Source organism: Alkalicoccus saliphilus (assembly GCF_003044065.1).
GTDB classification, from domain to species: Bacteria; Bacillota; Bacilli; order Bacillales; family Salisediminibacteriaceae; genus Alkalicoccus; species Alkalicoccus saliphilus.
This window is the reverse complement of record NZ_PZJJ01000016.1, coordinates 35,382-53,690: the sequence shown is the minus strand read 5'-3', so window position 1 is coordinate 53,690 and position 18,309 is coordinate 35,382. Positions and strand designations below refer to the sequence as shown.

Here is an 18,309-nt window from a genome sequence, read left to right as displayed (position 1 = left end):
ACCAGGCACAGAGTTAAAATAGTTTATCAGAAGCGTGAACCCGGATTGTCTATTTTATTTTGATGCCGAAAATAGTATCGGCACGCGTGCCGAGAACGATCGTATCGTCGTAAACAGCCGGAGAGGCTTCGATATTTGCCCCGAGGAACAGCTCGTCTTTCTTTTCACCGGTAGCTGCCTCAAGCAGGTGAAGATTTCCCTGCCAGTCACCTTGAATCAGATAGGTAGGTCCGTCTTCCTGGTAGACAGGAGCCGGAGAACTCCAGCCGTAGTCTTCCATTTCCCATGTCCAGACTTCTTCACCAGTTTCTTTGTCGAGAGCTACCATCGTTCCGGCATAAACGTCAGTCGTGCGGGCGATCGTAAAAATAATCAAGTCGTCAATATCATCTTTTCCGACGACAGGTGTAGCGAGGACGCCGCCGACTACTCCTGGGTAATAATAGGCGTCGTATCCCTCACGCCATATTTCCTCGCCGGTCAGGCCGTCTATTTTTCTTAAATAGGAAGTTCCGTCTTCTTCTACATTATCAACTTCAGAGCCGGTGTAGAGGTAGGGGTGGCCTTCTTCTATTTCGAGAACGATAGTGGCATCTGTATCGTCCAGTGGAGGAAGCATCCACACAGGTTCATTCAATTCCGTGTCGTAGGCAGTGATCGTACCGCTGTTGTCAGCAAAATAAGTAAGATTTTTGTAGGCTGCGAGAGAACTTTCAATTCCTTGATACTCGTGATCATCTGCTTCATAGCGGCTCGTTTTCACTTCCGGATCTACAGAAACTGTGCCGTCTTCCGCATCATGTTCTGTGTTCATTTCAACGTTGTAAAGAAGACCGTTTTCTCCGCCTGTAAGAAGTACGTCATCTTCTCTGTTGAATAGAGCCGAACTGTCAAAGGCCGCCCACTCCCGGTAGGCGTAATCGTCACGGCCGGTCTGGAAGTGAAGTTTTTCGTTCGTGTATAAGTCAAAAAGCCGGAAGCCGAACGGTTCTCCTTCGGGTACGCCGTCGCCGACATAAAGAATAGGGCTTCCGGAAGCATCGAGGGAGACACTTCCTTTGATTGGATTTCCTATCTCAATTGGGTCCCTCGTTTCACTGCCGTCTTCCAGGTCGAGAAAATACACATTTCCATCCAGGGAACCTTGAATAACTTCTACAAGCTCCTCAGAATTTTTTCTTCATGCAGATCCATATTTTCTCTTATGCTGTCGTCCCAGTTTACAATGACGGGCTGTCCGGTCCATCCGGCACCGCCTCCCCAGTCTTCACTGCGGCCGGTCTCTTTTTCCCATATGACTTCAAGCTTTTCTTCTTCGACCTGCGCAGAGCCGAAAGAAGGGGAGTCGCGCAGGTTATTTCCACGGAACGTCAGCACCCCTTCAGCATATGTATAGTCCTCCGGAAACAGAGAGGGAATGGTACTGCTGTTTTCCGTTTCGTAATGAACGTTATCCAGGTTCTGCTCGTAGGAAGTAATGGCTTCCCACGTTTCCTCTTCCTCCTCATCTTCTATTTCTTCGTTATTGTTTTCTTCGGGGGATGCAGAATTTGTTGTTTCATTGCTTTCCGGTGTTTCGGAACCGGATTCGGAAGAGCAGGCAGCTACTGTGAAAAATACAAGAGCAGACAAGCAGAGAGTTTTTTTCATCGAATTCCTCCTTTAAAGTGGCTGTATAATTAATTAGTTCAAAAAAGAAAATAGCAGGGGGAGAAGTTTTTAAAAGCTGGTATGCGTAAATACCTCCTAATAGGGGAATAGGGAATCATAAAAATAAAGTGAGGTGAAGACGTATGATGTGGCTGTTAGCCATCCTGCTGCCTCCGGTGGCGGTTCTTATTGCAGGAAAGCCATTCCAGGCTTTAATAAATCTTATTTTGACACTCATTTTTTACGTGCCGGGCGTTATTCATGCGATTCTGGTAGTAAAGGACATGAAAGATGATGCACGCATGGAGAAATATATGAAACAAAAAGGGTAAAGTCCCGCTGTCAGAATAAGAAAAGACGTGCTGGAAGGCAGGACGCTGAAAAGAAAATGTTTATCGTATATTCTGACTATTTGATTATAGTGTATCTTATTCCACGTAAAGATAGAAGGTGTTTTTTAAAGAAAGAAGTGTAGAAGTCTTTCAGCATAAAGCAGACTTTCTTGTTTTTAAAATACTTCAGAAAACAAATAAGAGCCGTACTGGAATATCCAGTACGGCTCTGAAGATGAGGACGGTACGAAACGATATTAAGCCTGTGCAGCTTTTTTACGGCCGAAGAGCATAAAGCCACCGGCACCGGCAGCGATAATTCCGATAAGAGCCATGAGTGGATACGATGTTGACGTAGCCGCCATTTCATCACCTTCGTCGTTGTTGCCCGCTGCTGCGTTATTGTTCTCCTCATCTTCGTGGTTCGCATTGTTATTGTTTTCGTTGTGGTCTTCGTTATTAGCTTCATTGTAGTTGTTTTCTTCGTTAGAGTTGTTCTCATTGTTGTTATTTTCATTGTTATTGTTGTTGTTGTCTTCGCTGCCTGTCTGGTCTTCATCGTAGGCAAGGAAATCACTTTCCAGGCCTGCGCTGAGAGTCAGGTCTTCACAAGGAACGCCGTCGCTGTCACCATCGAGTCTGTCCGGGTCATTTTCCGAGCTGTAGCCGTGCTCTGTCCAGAATTCCCATACTTCTTCTCCAGTATCGAAATCCCCGCAGTTTTTCGTGTCGCTGTGCTCCGCATGGACCGCTGTCATGCCGCCGAACGTAACAATAACAGCGCTGCTGATGCCTATCATCCATTTTTTAAGCATACCCTTAACCACTCCTCATTTTGTAATATGTACCAGTCCTCATATACCAAATATGTCATAAAATAGTCCTGTTTACAATACAATACAGTGAAAAAGTTCTCTGAAAAGAAAATAAATTCATCATAGAAGAAATAATCCCAGGCCTGAACAGTGTGTTATGAAAAAATAAGTGTGCGATTTTTTGTTTCTGCGGGGCGATTCCCGATTTGGGTAAGGCGGGCTGTGGAGAAGGGGGAGAAAAGACGTACACAAACAACAGGGTAACGATGGCATCAAAAACTTTAAGAAAATAATCCGAAAAAAGCGCCCCGATTGTCAGCAATCGGGACGCTTTTTATGATCAGGCTGCTTTGTCTGTTGTGGCAGACGGTTCGATATCTTTTTTCAAGATACCGAGAAGAACCATCGTTACGAGAGAACCTGCGAGAATGGCTACGATATAAAGTGGCGCATTCTCTACGAGGCCTGTAACGATTACGAACAGACCGCCGTGCGGTGCAGGGGTGGAATTACCGAAGAACATGGCCAACGCGCCGGCTGTTGCAGAACCTGCAATGATCGCAGGGATGACACGGCCTGGGTCGGCAGCTGCGAAAGGAATCGCCCCTTCCGTGATGAAGGAAGCTCCGAGGATGTAATTCGTTTTACCGGCATCCTGCTGTTCTTTCGTGAATTTTTTCTTGAAGAACGTTGTTGCCAGAGCAATACCGAGCGGCGGAACCATGCCGCCGGCCATTATGGCTGCGATCGGTGCAAAGTTGCCTGCATCAATCATAGCAATACCGAAGGCGTAAGCGGATTTGTTAACAGGTCCACCCATATCTATAGCCATCATACCGCCGAGAATCAATCCAAGAATAACGGCGTTGCCTGCTTCCATACCGCCGAGCCATGCTACAAGCGTTGACTGTACCGCAGCGAGCGGGACAACAAGGAAGTACATAATGAAACCAGTTGTAAATATACCAAAGAGTGGAAGGACGAGAATCGTTTTAATACCTTCCAGAGATGCCGGCATGAATCCAAACAGCTTACGGATACCGAGAACGAGATAACCGGCAAGGAAACCAGCGATAATACCGCCGAGGAAACCGGCTTCTCCGGTGTGAGCCATGAGACCACCGACCATACCGGCAGCAAAACCGGGACGGTCAGCGATGCTGTAGGCGATAAACCCGGCGAGAACAGGGACGAGGAAGAAGAAAGCGTTCGCTCCGCCGATCGTGGAGAGAATTTCTCCGAAGGCTCCCATCTCACCGGTGACCGGATCTTCAAAGAAGAAGGACATGGCTATGAGAATACCACCACCGACAACGAATGGAAGCATGTTGGATACACCACTCATCAAGTGCTTGTAGATGCCGGTTCCGCCTCCCTGGGACTTTTCTTCTTTGGAGCCTTTGCCGGAGGCACGGTGTACAGAAAGATCCCCTTTTTCAGCTTCCTGAAGAAGTTTTTCGGGACGCCGGATACCGGCAGTAACAGGAGCGTTAAGCAGCTTTTTACCGTCAAAGCGGTCGGTTTCAATTTTCGTGTCCGCTGCGATAATGACAGCATCTGCCCGGTTGATATCGTCCTGCGTGAGGCGGTTTTTCACGCCGTCCGACCCGTTTGTTTCTACTTTGATGTCATAGCCGAGCTTTTTGGCAGCATCTTTTAATCCATCCGCAGCCATATACGTGTGGGCAATACCTGTCGGGCATCCTGTTACAGCAACAAAGTACGGGCGGGAGGCTTCAGAGGCAGCTTCGCGCTGCTTGTCTTTTTCTGCCTGTTCCGCTTCTTCGGCTTCCGCAGCAGCGAGTTTTTCTTTTTCTTTTGAATCAACCGCTTTCAAAACTCCCTCCGGCGTATCTGAAGTAAGAAGCGTCTGGCGGAAATCCTCATCCATTAAAAGTGTGGAAAGACGGGACAGCGCCTGCAGGTGGGTTTCATTTGCGCCTTCGCTTGCAGCGATCATAAAGAACAGATGGGCTTTTTCCCCGTCGAGGGAATCGTAGTCGATGCCGTCCTGCGTACGTCCAAAGACGATGGCAGGTTCAGTAACAGCGGCAACTTTAGCGTGCGGGATAGCTACGCCTTCCCCGATCCCGGTGGAACTCTGGGATTCTCTTTCCTTAATTGCGTCAATAAACGACTGGCGGTCTGAGAGATGGCCCGCGTTATCCAGTGCTGCAGCGAGTTCATGAATAACATCTTCTTTGGAGCGGGAAGAAAGATCAAGAATGATCGTTTCCTTTTTTAACAGCTCAGTAATGTTCATGTTACTTCCCCCTTCTTTTCGTGTGTAATATGAATGGCAGGCAGCAGTTTCTCCATTGATTCTTTCTCCGCAAACTTAAGTGAAAATGCCGTGGCGGATCCAAAAGCGATGCTGTACTGAAAAGCTTTCTTTATATCATGCTGCTGTTCCAGGCCGTAAAGGAAGCCGGCGACCATAGAGTCGCCTGCACCGACGGAGTTTCTCACTTCACCGGTTGGAACAGAAGCGGTGTAAACATTGTCTTTAGTAACGAGGAGGGCCGGGTAGCCGCCGCGGGAAACGAGTACGTGTTCTGCTCCTTCTTCGACAGCTTTTTCTGCCAGGCGGATAACATCCTGTTCATTTTCCGCTTTTTCCCCGTACAGTGCTTCAAGTTCTGCAATGTTTGGTTTGATCAAAAACGGAGCAGCCTGAAGCGATTCCCGGAGCGGAGCGCCGCTCGTATCAACGACCGTCCGGATACCGTTTCGGAAAGCTTCTTCTGTGAGTTTCCGGTACGTGTCCGCCGGCAGGCTTTTCGGAAGGCTTCCGGAAAGGACGAGTGTATCTCCTTCAGAAAGAGAAGCGATCTGCCCTGCCAGCTGCTGAAGATGTTTTTCTTCCACAACAGGGGAGCGTCCGTTAATTTCTGTTTCTGTGTCGGTTTTCAGCTTTACGTTAATCCGGGTCGTTCCGTTTACACGGATGAAATCAGTCTGGAGACCCTGAACTTTTAATTCGGACTCGATAAAATCCCCCGTGAACCCTGCTGTAAATCCAAAAAGGCGGGAAGAAAGACCGAACGATGCGAGTACTTTGGAAACGTTAATTCCTTTTCCTCCTGGAACAATGTGCTGCTCATCTGCCCGGTTTGTAGCACCGAAATGAAAATCATCCACGGTCACTAAATAATCAATGGACGGGTTTAAAGTAACTGTATATATCATATTTTCACCGCCTCGATAGATGTTAATTCGGAGAGCTGCTGCAAGTATTCTTCTGAGTCGCTTCCCGCTTCTGTAATTAAAGCGGCATCCTGAAGACCGGCAAACCTGGAAAAGGAGGTGCGGTTCAGCTTGGAGGAATCTGCCAGTACATAGGCTTCCTGGGCTTCCTGCACCGCAATTTGTTTAATATAGGCTTCCTCCGGGTCGGGAGTGGAATAACCGAACGAAGCATCTACTCCGTTTGTTCCAATAAAGGCTTTGTCGAAGCGGTACTGCCGCATCGCCTCCACGGCAGATTTGCCGATCAGTGCATGTGTTCCTGACTTAACATATCCACCGAGGACGTACGTACGAAAACCGAATCGGAGGGAGGCTTCGATTATATTCAGCCCGTTTGTCACGATGATGACGTTTTTTGCTTGAATATGACTGATCATTGCTTCAGTAGACGTTCCTGCGTCGACAAAGATGGAGTCTCCGTCTTCAACATGAGAAGCTGCATGTCGGCCGATCAGCTGTTTTTCCGCAGTGAATGATGCTTTTTTTTCTGTCATTCCCGGTTCCTCTGATTTCCTCGAAGGGAGGGAGGCACCGCCATGTATGCGCTTTAATTTATTCTGTCGCTCAAGTTCACTCAAGTCCCTTCGTATTGTAGACTCAGAAGCACCGGTCGCTTCAGTTAATTCAGACAGTTTAGCTACTTTCTGCTGCTTTAATAAAGAAAGAATCATGTCCTGACGTTCGAAAGTCAGCATAGACGTCACCTCGTTTAGTTGATTAACTACATCATAAATGATTTATCAATCAAAAGCAATCAAAAACAATCATTTTCTTTCAAAAAAGTTTTTGCGGTATTAAATCCGGGAGGGATCCCGGATTATCAGCAGAGGTTTTTTAAGAACGAAACGTGATTCTATCCACTTTGTCTTTTACTCTTTGAATAATTTAGGTAAAATAGAGAGAGCGTCAGGATAAAAAGGAGCGGTTTAAAAAATGAAGGACCTGCAGGCCTTGAAAAATAAAGTACTGGAAAAAACACAGCTCGTCTTTATTGTCACCGATCCCGAGCAGCCGGATAATCCAATTATTTATGCGAATGAGGGATTTTCAAACCTTACCGGTTATGACCGGGAGGAAATTATGGGCAAAAACTGCCGCTTTCTTCAAGGAGAGCGGACGGAGGAAGCAGCACTGGACCAGATTCGTCAGGCAGTGAAAAAGAAGGAGCCGTTGTCTGTCGAGATTTTAAACTACAAAAAGGATGGGACACCTTTTTGGAATCTGCTTCACATCGACCCGATTTATCTCGAGACAGAAGGTCAGTACTATTTTGTCGGAATTCAAAAAGATATTACACAGACAAAGGAAGCTGAAGAGAAAATTGCCGCCTACAATAAAGAAATAGAGCTGCTTTCCACGCCTCTTGTACCAGTAAAAGAAGGGGTGTCTATTCTTCCGGTTATCGGAAATATCGACGAGCACCGTATCGAAATCATCGTAGACCGGGTACTTCCGGAATTGGAAAAGGGAGATATTGAAATGTTGATTGTCGATTTATCGGGTTTCAGTGACATCGATGAAACGGCAACCATCGGCATCTTTCAGCTGGGTGATCTATTGAAGCTGAAAGGAGTCGAAATGATTGTAACTGGTATTACACCGGCTGTAGCTATGAAAACCCGTGGCCTGGAAATTGATTTTTCTTCCCTCAAAACATACGGCTCAGTCAAACAGGCAATGGAATCACTGGAAACGAAGGATAATCAGGAAGCATAAACAAAAGGTTCAGGGCCGATGCCCTGAACCTTTTGTTTAATTTATGACTGCTTTGGAGTTAGTTTGAAAAGCGCCGGTGTACCAGGAGCAGAATAGTGATCGTTGTAACAGATAAAATCAGTACCATCATGTTTGCTTCGGCCATACGGTCGCCCTGGACTGCGTCATAAATGGCGAGAGAGAGCGTCTGAGTACGGCCCGGAATGCTTCCTGCCACCATCAGCGTGGCCCCAAACTCTCCCATGGCTCTGGCAAAGCCGAGTACGAGGCCTGCAAGAATACCGCGCCAGGCCAGAGGCATAATAATATAATATAAAAGCTGCCACGAAGAAGCACCGTCCAGCTTTGCGGCTCCAAGATACTCGATATCCACAGATTCAAACGCAGCCTGAATCGGCCGGATAAGAAGTGGCAGGGCCGCGATAGCAGCCGCAATAACAGCAGCCTGCCACGTAAAGACGAGCGGACCTCCTGTGAGCTGCTCGTAGCTTCTGCCGATAAAGCTGTTTCTGCCGATGGAAACCAGCAGATAGTAACCGAGTACAGTCGGCGGCAGGATGAGTGGAAGAGTTACAAGAATGGACAAAAAACTCGTCCAGCGGTTTTTATAAAAAGCAAACAACCAGGCAAGCAGCACCCCTGCAGTAAATGCTGCGGCTGTCGCCACAAGTGCCACTCGGAGTGAAAGAAGAAGGGGTGTCCAGACGGCTTCCATCAGTTCTATCACAGTTTTGCTCCCCCGCAGACGGCACCCCTGTTATTCCAGCTAATTGATTTCCGCATGAGCTACTCCGGCGTTTTCACAGCCAGAATAAGAAAAAGTACATAGCTGACTGTCAGAATCGTACCGCTGATAATATAGAAAAGCAGGCTGAAAAGATCAGGCAGCGGAATAGTATCAAGCATAAAAACATACATACCCGAAGTCAGACCGATAGTTCCGATGAGAGCGGTCCAGACATGAGCGGCTGTCATCCAGCTTTTTTTCGGCTGGTACACTTTATAGTAGATGGCCCAGGAAAAAAGAGAGAGCCAGCCGACGACAAGAATGTGGGCGTGTACAGGGCGGAGAGCCGGTGAGCCTGCTCCTGCCATGTGTCCTCCCATGAAGGTACCGATCACTCCAAAGACGGCCGAAGCGATCAGAAGTATTTTACTGTAGGACATAACAAAAACTCCTTTATCAAATTAATCATACTTTTTTTAGTATAGTAAAAAACTTCATTTCCTGCTAAAGAAAGTTCTGTGACAGATGAATAAAAGCTGTGTAGACGTTCGGTTGTGGCTGCCGGAGGAAACTTCACTTCCCGTAAAAGAAGAGCTGGAGATACACTTCCAACAGGGGCAAGAAAAGCAGATGAATGGGGATTGGAGAAAGTGGGAGACTCGTTTGAAAGTACTTCTTCAATAACGTGTCCGGAAGTTCGCATGGACCACGATGATTTTTCCGGGCCATGTTTCTTTAAGAAGAAAGAGAGGGAATATAATAGAACGATCAAGACAAAAAAGGAGGCAGAAATTATGAAGAAAACAATCATTATTGCACAAAATATTAACGAAGAATTAAAAAAAGAGGTGGAGAAAGCTGCTCCAGACTATAAAATCATAACGGGGAAAGACAATTCCACATGGGAGCCGTACATAAACGAAGCGGAAATCATTGCCGGATGGAAACCGAAAATGGCTGAATCGTTAATAGAAAAGGCGCCGCTCCAATGGATTCAGACGTGGAGCGCCGGAGTGGATCAGCTGCCGCTTCGGGAATACGAGCAGAAAGGATACACAGTTACGAGTGCAAATGGCGTACATGCCTATCCGATTTCGGAAACGATTTTTGCTTTTCTTCTAGGCTGGACACGAAAGCTGCATACGTATGTGCGGCAGCAGGAGAAGAAAACATGGCATCATGCTCATTTAAAAAAAGAAATGCATGAGAAAGCTGTTCTTATTTACGGGATGGGCGCGATAGGCAAAGAAACAGCTAAAATTGCCAAAGCGTTTGGAATGCACGTCGCAGGCGTACGCCGCACTGTCAAAAATACCCCGTATACGGACGAAGTCATGACATTCGAGGAAGCGGCAGAAAAACTTCCGGAATACGATTACGTCGTTAATACGCTTCCTTCTACAAAAGAAACAAAGCATCTTTTTTCAGAAACTATTTTCGAGAAGATGAATCCCGAAACATTTTTTGTGAACATCGGCCGGGGGGATACGGTAGATGAAAAAGCTCTGATCGCTGCACTCGAGCAGGAAAACATTGCCGGAGCCGGTCTGGATGTTTTTACAGAAGAGCCGCTGCCGGAAGACCATCCGTTCTGGACGATGGAAAACGTCATAATGACTCCCCACACCGCAGGGTCCACCGAAAAATACAATGAGCGTGTTATTCGTGATATTTTTATTCCAAACCTCCAGGCATACACGGAAAACAAAGAACTGCCGGTGAATGTAGTCGATTACGAAGCTGGTTATTAAGTCCGTCTTTCTTAACAAATGTAACTATTAAAAAAACGCTTCTTAGAGGGCGTTTTTTTCAGTCTGTTTATAAAGTGCTTTTTTATGCATAGGGAGATGCTTCCATACTTACGCCTCCGTGAAACGCTTTTCTGGCGGGAAAAGATCAGCTGATTTCTCCGCCAGAACGGATCTTTGGTTCGTCCTCTATTGCCAAGGGAGTCGATTAAGCAGAAAAGTAATAAAGAAGGTTTCTGACCTAAAAGGAAGACGCTGTCCAGGCCTGTTTCTTACATAAAGTGTTTTTTATTCTTCGAAACGTTCGGCGGTGACGCCGGTGGGAATAAGCGAAGTCGGAAGATCCTTTCTGAAGAAGCTCAGCTTCGGCAGAAATAGCTGAAGACAAGCCCACGGCAAGTTTCCGCCGGAAAGTGCAGGAGATAACTATACGCTGGAATAATTATTCCATAAATAAGACTTGATTCACAAGCTGACAAAAACACCACTAAAAGGGTGTTTTTTCTTTTTATTATTAGTCAGCTGCAGCTCTGCTTGACGAAATACTTCGTCTGGCGTAATATTAGGGAACGAAGTAATTTGTGGAGATGGAAAGGTGTTTATATATAATGGAACGAAATACAGAAGAAATCGTCGGCTATCAGCTTGGGCTGGTGGCCCATTTACTGCAGAATAAACATAACCGCAGCCTGGCCGCACATGGACTGACCCGGGCCCAGGTGAAAGTTCTTTCGCTCTTGCAGCGGTACGGTACCCAGAGCCAATCGGAACTTCAGAAACGGCTGTATATTCAGCCTTCTACGATGAACGGCATTGTGGAGTCCCTTACAAAAAATGAACTTGTGGAAAAACAGGAAAGTGGAAAAGACCGCAGGCAGAAGATGATCGCTTTGACAGATAAAGGGGGCAACCTGGAAGAAACACTCTGGCAGGAAGCACTGACGGCAGATGAAGAGCTTACCGCCTGTTTATCGGAAAAAGATCGGGAAATGCTTCTTGAAATACTGAAAGGCATGAAGGAGCGCCTGCAGGAAGATTTGGAGGAATAACGCTATGGATCAAAAAAAGCAGAGTACGCGCCTCGGCTCGGAGCCTATTCCGAAGCTGCTCCGGAGTTTATCTATTCCGGCGATTATCGGCATGCTCGTCATGTCTTTATACAACGTCGTCGATACGATTTTTATTTCCTTTTTCGTCGGAATCGACGGCGTCGCAGCCGTTACACTTGCCTTTCCCATTATGATTATTATGATGGCAGTCGCCGCTGCACTCGGTATGGGGGGAGCCTCGGTCATTTCGCGGAGACTTGGAGAAAAAAGAGAAAAAGAAGCAAACCGGGTGTTCAGTAACATTATTACCCTCGTACTCATTACAGGAATACTTGGTGTGATAGCATCCTATACAGTACTGGAGCCGACACTTACGATATTCGGTGCAACGCCGGGAATCTTTGATCTGGCAGTGGTATATATCTTTCCTATTACAATGGCTACGATCTTTTTTACGTTTGCCTTCACAACAAACGCCATTATCCGTTCGGAAGGGCACGCCCGCTTTGCGATGATGACGATGATTATCCCCTCTGTACTTAACATCATTCTGGATCCGATATTTATCGTTCTGCTGGATATGGGAGTTCAGGGGGCGTCTATAGCTACTGTTATTTCCCAGGGGAGCATCTCCATCATCGTTCTTCACTACTTTTTGAGCGGAAAAAGCTCCTTGAAAATACGTTTGAGTGAAATGACACCACAGCTTCGTATCGTGAAAGAAGTGGTGACGGTTGGTCTGCCGGCTTTTGCCCGGCAGGTTGCCGGAAGCGTAATGATGATTGCGATTAATGCGATGCTCATTCAATACGGTGGAGAGTTTTATGTCGGGGTTTTCGGTATTATGCAGCGTGTTGCGATGATTACACTTATGCCGATGATGGGAATTCTTCAGGGAATGCAGCCTATCATTGGTTACAATTACGGTGCGGAACAGTTCGGCAGGATGAGGGAAGTTATCATCCTCGGCCTCAAGGTGGTCACGGCATTTTCCGTAACGATTTTTGCACTGGCGATGCTCATACCGGATTTGATGCTTTCTGTTTTTACGACGGACCCGGACGTTATCCAGGCAGGTACCGAAGGAATGAGGATCATTTTTGCTGCTGCTTTTCTTATTGGTGTTCAGGTGATCAGCGGCGGGTTGTACCAGGCTCTCGGTAAATCAAGGCCCGCACTCGTTCTATCCATGGCAAGACAGGTGCTTTTTCTTATTCCGCTTGTTCTTATTCTTCCACCGTTTATTGGGGTCTGGGGAGTGTGGCTTGCCTTTCCGCTCGCAGATATTCTCGCTTTTGCTCTCTCGGCTTATTTCCTCTACCGGGACAGGACACTATTCTTTCATAAGAAGGATCGGAGTAACGAGAATAAAGAGCCAGCCAGCAGCGTATCCTGAATAAAGCAGCCCAATAGAAAAAGAAAGCTGTCTTTTAAAGCAGGACAGCTTTCTTTCGTCTTCAGACAGCTATTTTCGGCAGACAGCGATCCCGATCGGATAGTGCAGGCCGTTTCTTTTAAAAGGCTCAAAACTGACACCGTTCTGATAATAAAAAGTCACTTCTTTAAAGGCGAAAGCTTTATTCCGGCATAGTTCCCTGAATTCCTCTTCAGTCAGCTGAAAGTAATGAAAAGGAGAACTGCAAGGTTCATTTCTTCCTGCGCCAAAAGGAGTGGATAGTACAAGAGTACCTCCCGGTGTCACAAGGTTACTTAGTCTTTTCATGGCTGCGTAGTCATCAGGTACATGTTCCAATGTTTCAAACGAAAGCACCGTATCAAATGTGCCGATTTTTTCCGGAAGGGAAGGGTCGAGAAGATCTCCCTGATTGTAGGCAACATGGGGATGGTAGAAGGCTCCCCGGGCGTATTCGATAGTTTCGCTGTCTACATCCACACCTACAGCTTCTGTTACCTCCCGTTTCCTCCGCTTAGCCATCAGCTTTGTACCGTAGCCGCTTCCACAGGCAATATCCAGAAGCCGGTCTCTCGCGTAGGGCATAGCAAAATGATAGCGTGCCAGATGTTCCAGCCACATAGCATTGTCTTCTTTCATGTATTCCGGGATCACTCGTTCTCCGGTATCTTCAAGCATTGTCAGCACCGCTTTCTGTAAAAAGTCAATCTCAGTATAACACGTGGAGAAATTTAAAAGAGGGAGACGGCTTTCGCGAGATAGAAAGAAGTTGCCGTTCCCAGGCGGCCGGAATATTAAATCATTACAGGCCCGTCATGAATCATGAGGATACAGTATCAAAAATGCTTAAGTGGAGAGGGGAAAGGGGCCTTCCTTTTCCATAAAAAAAAGCCGGCCACATTTTCGTGGGCGGCTTCTTTTCTTATTTCACCATCAGTACTGGTGCTTTCACGTATTTCATCACTTTATGACTGACGCTGCCGAGTACCATTGTCTGAACCGTGCTAAGACCACGGCTTCCAAGGATAAGCGCATCATAAGAACCGTTATTCGCGTGTTCAATGATTGGTTCAGCAATACCATCCTTACCGTGAAGTACAGTAACTTCAACAGGAATGCCGGCTTCTTTAATAATAGTTTCATACTTTGTGAGAAGCTGCTTTCTTTTACGGGAAGCATTATCTGAATCTCCATAATGAAGCACATCTGTTTTTGATTTATTACCAGCCACTACATAAAGCATTTCGATAGAAGCATCTTTCTGCAGTTTTGCCAGCTCAATTGCTTTTTCTGTCGCGCGGTTACTGTGATCTGATCCATCAATTGCAAGTAGTAGATTTTTAAACATCAGTCGTTCCCTCCATTAGTGACCGGAAGCTTTACTGAGGCCGCCGATTTTGTCCATCAGTTCCGCACTGCCTTTATCGAGTCCGGTAATTTTCACTTCGACACCCCGTTGTTCATATTTGTGCTCGATTTTATCGATAGCCCCTGCTGCCGAATCGTCCCACAGGTGGGCGTTGGAAAGATCAATCACGACTTTTTTTACATCCGCGTCAAAGTCAAGGTCTTCGACAAAATCCTGCACGGAAGCGAAGAAAAGCTGACCGTGCACTTCATACGTAAGTGTCTGGGCTTTCATATTGAAATGCTCTTCCACTTTCACTTTGGAAAGCTTCCAGGCAAAGAACAGGGCACTTAAAATGATACCAGCGAATACCCCGATTGCCAAGTCGTGCGTGTAGACGACTGTAGCGACCACCACGACCATAACAATGGCATCCGTCCGTGGCAGCTTATGAATATTCATGAGGGAAGACCAGTCGAATGTCCCGATGGCAACCATGATCATTACACCAGCGAGAGCTGCCATTGGAATCTGTACAACAATGTTATTCAATAAAATAATCATAGACATCAGTACAACCCCCGCTGTTAGAGAGGAGAGTCGTCCTGTACCGCCGGATTTGACGTTAATGACAGACTGGCCGATCATAGCACAGCCGGCCATGCCACCGAAGAAACCGGTGGTGACGTTGGCAATACCCTGGCCGCGGCTTTCCTTATTTTTGTCACTTTCTGTATCCGTCATGTCGTCGACAATGTTCTGCGTGAGCAGAGATTCGAGAATACCGACCATTGCAAGCGCAAAAGAATAAGGGAAAATAATTGCTAAGGTTTCAAAGTTCAATGGAATATTAGGAAGTAGGAAGACCGGAAGTGTACTTGGGAGAGTTCCCATATCTCCGACCGTCCGGACACCGAAATTCATCATAATAGCAAGTCCTGTAACGACCACAATTGCGACAAGCGTTGACGGAACGGCTCTCGTAAAACGAGGGAGAATGTAAATAATACCCAGGGTCAGAGCTACAAGGGCGTACATGACCCACGTTTCGTTCACGAAATGCTGCAGCTGCGACGTGAAAATCAAAATCGCCAGCGCATTAACGAAGCCGATCATGACGGAACGCGGTACGAACTTCATGAATTTTGCGAGCTTAAAGATACCAAATAAAATCTGCAGGATCCCGGTCAGAATCGTTGCAGCGAGCAGGTATTCGAGCCCATGGTCGGCGACCAGCGTAATCATGAGGAGCGCCATTGCCCCGGTAGCTCCCGAGATCATTCCAGGTCTTCCGCCTAAAAAAGCAATAACAACAGCAATGGAGAAACTGGCATACAGTCCTACCATTGGATCAACACCAGCAATAATGGAGAAGGCAATAGCCTCCGGAATCAGCGCAAGCGCCACAACTATTCCAGAAAGCACGTCACCTTTCACATTGCCAAACCACTCACTTTTCAATTTTTCTACCGTAGTCAACATCTGCACCTCTTTCATATTTTTGTTTTGTTCTATGACTAAAAAAACGGGGCTTTTTAAGATGAGTCCGCTGATGCCGGGCAGCAAGCTGTGGCTCGCTGCCGGAGAAAAACAGGCGGTGTTTTTCGTCGATATCAGACAGAAGGCATAAAAAAAAGCAGGCCCGGATGTTCAGTTGTGGATCCTTCCAAGAAAGATCCGGTCCGTAGAGAACAAAAGGAGTATAACAGGTTCCTCAAAAAATGCAAAACGCCGTGTAAGCGTGAATCATATACATATATCTTTTATATACTTATTATTTCTCTTTTTAACAGCTGTTTTTAATTTGTTGAAAAAAGTTCACAACTGAAGTGTTTGAACAGAAGTAAAAGTGGGAACTAAAGTTTTTTTGTAGATATAGACAACTTAATATATTTTATTGCAAAAAGGAGAGGTCGGATATGAAAAAAGCTTTCCGAGGGCACTTTTATTGGATTTATAAGGGGGGCCTTCCTCCTTTATAGAAGGTGGAAAGATAAAGTCCGTCTGCCGCATGGTGATGCAGAAGATCCGGAAGCGGAAGGGAAAAAGTATGAAGATTTGATTCAAAGCCTTGAAGGGGTCGATGTACAAGTGCTTGGAATTGGAGAGAACGGTCATATTGGATTTAATGAACCCGGAAGTGTGTTGGACGGCAAAACATCAGAAGTCCCGCTGGTATCATCCACAATAAAGGCGAACTCCCGATTTTTTGAAAAAGAAGAGGATGTACCAAAAAAGCTGTCACCATGGGTGTTGGTACTATTCCCGAAGCGGGGGAAATTCTGCTCCCTGCTTCTGAAAAAACAAAGCACACGCCGTAAAGTGCATGCTGGAAGGCCACGTAACGAGTTCCTTTCCGGATTCATCATCCTGACAATGTTTTACCGTCTGCAAATTCAAAAGCAGACATCAAAAAATGCAAACGATTTCAATTATCCGTTAATTTGGAAAATTTGTGTTGATTTAGGATAATGATTGTGATACTATCATCTGTGTAAAAGGTTTGAATTCGGAAACATTCTTCGGCCTCGTTTGAAAGCAGGCAAGAAATGGTTCACGAGATTCAAAGATTTCAGGCAAGGAGGCCGATGTATTATGACAGGTAAAGTAAAATGGTTTAACGCTGAAAAAGGATTTGGATTTATCGAGCGTGAAGATGGGGACGATGTATTCGTACATTTCTCTGCAATTCAGGCAGAAGGATTCAAAACGCTTGAAGAAGGTCAGGACGTTGAATTCGAAATCGTAGAAGGAAACCGCGGACCACAGGCATCCAACGTAGTAGCACTGTAATATTTCTGCGGGAAAGATAAATACAAACAGCAGGAAGCTGTTCCCACACAGGCCTTACACAGGCCGGAGGGAGCAGCTTTTTATTATATAAAAGCCAGTGTTGAAAGCCGCCATAGTTGTAAGTAACAGCACAGGTGCTCGGGAAAATACTAGACGGCTGCAGGACAGTTTGTTGATGACCCCAACGTTTTTAAAGGCGTTGGAGTCGCTGTAGACGTTTCTTCTACAGTTTCTTTGTGAAGAAGAACGGTGGATCCTTAACTTCTCAACAGTCAATTAAATCCAACCTGCAAATACATCATTTTACAGCAGTACAGTGAACGGCATAATTTTCACTATTGCTTTTTTTAGAGTTGTCTTCTATAAATAAAGAAAAGAGCCTGACAGAAAGGAGGGTTTGTATGGTAACAATTAACGATATAGCGAGGCGCGCGGGTGTATCCAGAACAACAGTGTCACGATTTATAAATGAATCCGGATATGTCAGCGAAAAAGCAAGAGAAAATATCAGCCGCGTTATCGAAGCGACAGGCTACGTACCGAGTGAGCAGGCGAAGTCACTCCGGTTAAAGCGGACGAAAGTTATTGGAGTAGTCATTCCGAAGATAAGCACGGAAACGATGAGCCGGGTAGTAAATGGCATGGATGAAGTTCTGCAGCAGGAAGGGTATCAAATACTGCTGGCCAGCTCCAGTCTTGATAAAGAGAAAGAAATTGAGCAGCTGAAGCTTTTGGAGAGCAGAAGAGTAGACGGAATTATACTTGTAGCAACAAACCGGGAACCGGAACTGCTGGAAGCAGTGAAAAACTTGAGTGTGCCTGTTGTAGCTGTAGGCCAGCATCTGCCTGACATATCTTCCGTCGTTTATAATGATTACGAAGCGGCCAAATCCCTGACGAAAGAAATTCTGCGTGCAGGCCATACGAAAATTGGTTTTATCGGTGTAGATGAAGCAGATTATTCCGTTGGTGTTCTCCGCAAGAAAGGTTTTCTTGATGCGCTAAAAGAAAACGGCTGTTCCGTGGAAAGCGGATGGATGCAGACTGCTTCCTTCAGTATTTCGGCGGGGGAAGAGGCAGCCGCCAGACTGCTGGATCAGTCGAAAACACTTCCAACAGCTGTACTCGCTGTTACGGACAGATTGGCCGTCGGAGTGATGCAGACACTTCGAAAAGAGGGCTTCGATCTTCCGGGTGAAATGGCGGTGGCAGGGATGGGAGCATCGGATATGTCCGCCTATGTAACCCCGGCTTTAACAACAGTAGACTACTATTATGAAGAAGCCGGAAAAGTATCTGCAGGAATTTTATTAAAAGCGATTACTGGCCGCGCAAAAAAAGTCGAAAAATCACAAATGGACTATAGACTTTTAAAACGGGATAGTTTACGATGAACATGGAACCGATTACATTGTTTTTTTATGTTCATTGTGGAATCGATCACACATGTTTGTTGGCCAAGGTTTAG

General features: G+C 46.1%; 19 protein-coding genes. 8 read left to right on the top strand and 11 right to left on the bottom strand.

From position 1 onward, the window contains the following. Positions 1–49: 49 nt before the first annotated feature. Together C6Y45_RS10550 and C6Y45_RS10545 are read right to left on the bottom strand one after the other, a co-directional pair. Positions 50–1,126, bottom strand: a complete 1,077-nt coding sequence (locus tag C6Y45_RS10550) for an outer membrane protein assembly factor BamB family protein (protein WP_107585179.1) — start codon at positions 1,124–1,126, stop codon at positions 50–52. A 29-nt stretch (positions 1,127–1,155) separates the two neighbouring features. Then, positions 1,156–1,650 (bottom strand): hypothetical protein, encoded by a 495-nt coding sequence (locus C6Y45_RS10545; RefSeq protein ID WP_107585178.1) that lies wholly within the window; start codon positions 1,648–1,650, stop codon positions 1,156–1,158. Positions 1,651–1,793: 143 nt separating this feature from the next. Between C6Y45_RS10545 and C6Y45_RS10540 the strand changes: the two genes are divergently transcribed. Beyond that, positions 1,794–1,982 (top strand): YqaE/Pmp3 family membrane protein, encoded by a 189-nt coding sequence (locus tag C6Y45_RS10540; protein WP_107585177.1) that lies wholly within the window; start codon positions 1,794–1,796, stop codon positions 1,980–1,982. A 257-nt stretch (positions 1,983–2,239) separates the two neighbouring features. Here the strand turns inward: C6Y45_RS10540 and C6Y45_RS10535 are convergent, their stop codons facing one another. The 4 genes from C6Y45_RS10535 to C6Y45_RS10520 form a co-directional block, all read right to left on the bottom strand. Beyond that, positions 2,240–2,797: an excalibur calcium-binding domain-containing protein gene (locus C6Y45_RS10535; protein ID WP_107585176.1), complete on the bottom strand. Its 558-nt coding sequence runs from the start codon at positions 2,795–2,797 to the stop codon at positions 2,240–2,242. A gap of 340 nt (positions 2,798–3,137) precedes the next feature. Beyond that, positions 3,138–5,060, bottom strand: a complete 1,923-nt coding sequence (locus tag C6Y45_RS10530) for a PTS fructose transporter subunit IIABC (RefSeq protein WP_107585175.1) — start codon at positions 5,058–5,060, stop codon at positions 3,138–3,140. Next, positions 5,057–5,986, bottom strand: coding sequence for a 1-phosphofructokinase (gene pfkB / locus C6Y45_RS10525; RefSeq protein ID WP_107585174.1), 930 nt, complete (start codon positions 5,984–5,986; stop codon positions 5,057–5,059). Before pfkB ends, C6Y45_RS10530 begins: the two co-directional genes overlap by 4 nt. Continuing rightward, positions 5,983–6,741, bottom strand: a complete 759-nt coding sequence (locus tag C6Y45_RS10520; RefSeq protein ID WP_107585173.1) for a DeoR/GlpR family DNA-binding transcription regulator — start codon at positions 6,739–6,741, stop codon at positions 5,983–5,985. The genes pfkB and C6Y45_RS10520 overlap by 4 nt, the downstream gene beginning before the upstream one ends. Positions 6,742–6,979: 238 nt before the next feature. Here C6Y45_RS10520 and ytvA point away from each other — a divergent pair, with 238 nt between their 5' ends. Next, positions 6,980–7,762, top strand: coding sequence for a YtvA family blue-light photoreceptor (gene ytvA, locus C6Y45_RS10515; RefSeq protein ID WP_107585172.1), 783 nt, complete (start codon positions 6,980–6,982; stop codon positions 7,760–7,762). Positions 7,763–7,820: 58 nt separating this feature from the next. Here ytvA and modB read toward each other — a convergent pair whose 3' ends face one another. Together modB and C6Y45_RS10505 are read right to left on the bottom strand one after the other, a co-directional pair. Beyond that, positions 7,821–8,489 carry a molybdate ABC transporter permease subunit gene (gene modB, locus C6Y45_RS10510; protein ID WP_245922638.1) on the bottom strand — a complete coding sequence of 223 codons (669 nt, stop codon included), beginning with the start codon at positions 8,487–8,489 and terminating at the stop codon, positions 7,821–7,823. 59 nt (positions 8,490–8,548) lie between these two features. After that, positions 8,549–8,929 (bottom strand): hypothetical protein, encoded by a 381-nt coding sequence (locus tag C6Y45_RS10505; RefSeq protein ID WP_107585171.1) that lies wholly within the window; start codon positions 8,927–8,929, stop codon positions 8,549–8,551. A 351-nt stretch (positions 8,930–9,280) separates the two neighbouring features. On the opposite strand from C6Y45_RS10505, the gene C6Y45_RS10500 reads away from it, so the two are divergent. The 3 genes from C6Y45_RS10500 (at position 9,281) to C6Y45_RS10490 (ending at position 12,682) form a co-directional block, all read left to right on the top strand. Beyond that, positions 9,281–10,240: a D-2-hydroxyacid dehydrogenase gene (locus C6Y45_RS10500; protein WP_107585204.1), complete on the top strand. Its 960-nt coding sequence runs from the start codon at positions 9,281–9,283 to the stop codon at positions 10,238–10,240. A 605-nt stretch (positions 10,241–10,845) separates the two neighbouring features. Further along, entirely contained in the window at positions 10,846–11,286 is a 441-nt protein-coding gene (locus C6Y45_RS10495; protein ID WP_160058310.1) for a MarR family winged helix-turn-helix transcriptional regulator, read from the top strand. Positions 11,287–11,290: 4 nt separating this feature from the next. Then, on the top strand, positions 11,291–12,682 hold the full coding sequence (locus C6Y45_RS10490) for an MATE family efflux transporter (protein ID WP_107585169.1): 1,392 nt from the start codon (positions 11,291–11,293) through the stop codon (positions 12,680–12,682). Between the two features lie 69 nt (positions 12,683–12,751). Here C6Y45_RS10490 and C6Y45_RS10485 read toward each other — a convergent pair whose 3' ends face one another. The 3 genes from C6Y45_RS10485 to C6Y45_RS10475 form a co-directional block, all read right to left on the bottom strand. Continuing rightward, positions 12,752–13,378 (bottom strand): class I SAM-dependent methyltransferase, encoded by a 627-nt coding sequence (locus C6Y45_RS10485; RefSeq protein ID WP_107585168.1) that lies wholly within the window; start codon positions 13,376–13,378, stop codon positions 12,752–12,754. A 244-nt stretch (positions 13,379–13,622) separates the two neighbouring features. After that, positions 13,623–14,048, bottom strand: coding sequence for a universal stress protein (locus tag C6Y45_RS10480; RefSeq protein WP_107585167.1), 426 nt, complete (start codon positions 14,046–14,048; stop codon positions 13,623–13,625). Between the two features lie 15 nt (positions 14,049–14,063). Then, entirely contained in the window at positions 14,064–15,545 is a 1,482-nt protein-coding gene (locus tag C6Y45_RS10475) for a SulP family inorganic anion transporter (protein ID WP_107585166.1), read from the bottom strand. A gap of 594 nt (positions 15,546–16,139) precedes the next feature. Here C6Y45_RS10475 and C6Y45_RS10470 point away from each other — a divergent pair. The 3 genes from C6Y45_RS10470 to C6Y45_RS10460 all read left to right on the top strand — a co-directional run bounded on the left by C6Y45_RS10470 (position 16,140) and on the right by C6Y45_RS10460 (position 18,235). Beyond that, complete coding sequence (locus C6Y45_RS10470; protein WP_107585165.1) at positions 16,140–16,520, top strand: sugar phosphate isomerase family; 381 nt, start codon at positions 16,140–16,142, stop codon at positions 16,518–16,520. A 120-nt stretch (positions 16,521–16,640) separates the two neighbouring features. Further along, a complete protein-coding gene (locus C6Y45_RS10465) occupies positions 16,641–16,841 on the top strand; it encodes a cold shock domain-containing protein (protein ID WP_218017810.1) in 201 nt (66 codons plus the stop codon). Positions 16,842–17,242: 401 nt separating this feature from the next. Then, positions 17,243–18,235, top strand: coding sequence for a LacI family DNA-binding transcriptional regulator (locus C6Y45_RS10460; RefSeq protein ID WP_107585163.1), 993 nt, complete (start codon positions 17,243–17,245; stop codon positions 18,233–18,235). The last annotated feature ends 74 nt before the right edge of the window (positions 18,236–18,309 follow it).

Coding starts and splice junctions, on each gene's coding strand:
- C6Y45_RS10475 (WP_107585166.1), bottom strand. CDS start 15,545: ATGAAAGAGGTGCAGATGTTGACTACGGTAGAAAAATTGAAAAGTGAG.
- C6Y45_RS10520 (WP_107585173.1), bottom strand. CDS start 6,741: ATGCTGACTTTCGAACGTCAGGACATGATTCTTTCTTTATTAAAGCAG.
- C6Y45_RS10530 (WP_107585175.1), bottom strand. CDS start 5,060: ATGAACATTACTGAGCTGTTAAAAAAGGAAACGATCATTCTTGATCTT.
- C6Y45_RS10485 (WP_107585168.1), bottom strand. CDS start 13,378: ATGCTTGAAGATACCGGAGAACGAGTGATCCCGGAATACATGAAAGAA.
- C6Y45_RS10535 (WP_107585176.1), bottom strand. CDS start 2,797: ATGCTTAAAAAATGGATGATAGGCATCAGCAGCGCTGTTATTGTTACG.
- pfkB (WP_107585174.1), bottom strand. CDS start 5,986: ATGATATATACAGTTACTTTAAACCCGTCCATTGATTATTTAGTGACC.
- C6Y45_RS10480 (WP_107585167.1), bottom strand. CDS start 14,048: ATGTTTAAAAATCTACTACTTGCAATTGATGGATCAGATCACAGTAAC.
- C6Y45_RS10495 (WP_160058310.1), top strand. CDS start 10,846: ATGGAACGAAATACAGAAGAAATCGTCGGCTATCAGCTTGGGCTGGTG.
- C6Y45_RS10505 (WP_107585171.1), bottom strand. CDS start 8,929: ATGTCCTACAGTAAAATACTTCTGATCGCTTCGGCCGTCTTTGGAGTG.
- C6Y45_RS10540 (WP_107585177.1), top strand. CDS start 1,794: ATGATGTGGCTGTTAGCCATCCTGCTGCCTCCGGTGGCGGTTCTTATT.
- ytvA (WP_107585172.1), top strand. CDS start 6,980: ATGAAGGACCTGCAGGCCTTGAAAAATAAAGTACTGGAAAAAACACAG.
- C6Y45_RS10545 (WP_107585178.1), bottom strand. CDS start 1,650: ATGAAAAAAACTCTCTGCTTGTCTGCTCTTGTATTTTTCACAGTAGCT.
- C6Y45_RS10490 (WP_107585169.1), top strand. CDS start 11,291: ATGGATCAAAAAAAGCAGAGTACGCGCCTCGGCTCGGAGCCTATTCCG.
- C6Y45_RS10460 (WP_107585163.1), top strand. CDS start 17,243: ATGGTAACAATTAACGATATAGCGAGGCGCGCGGGTGTATCCAGAACA.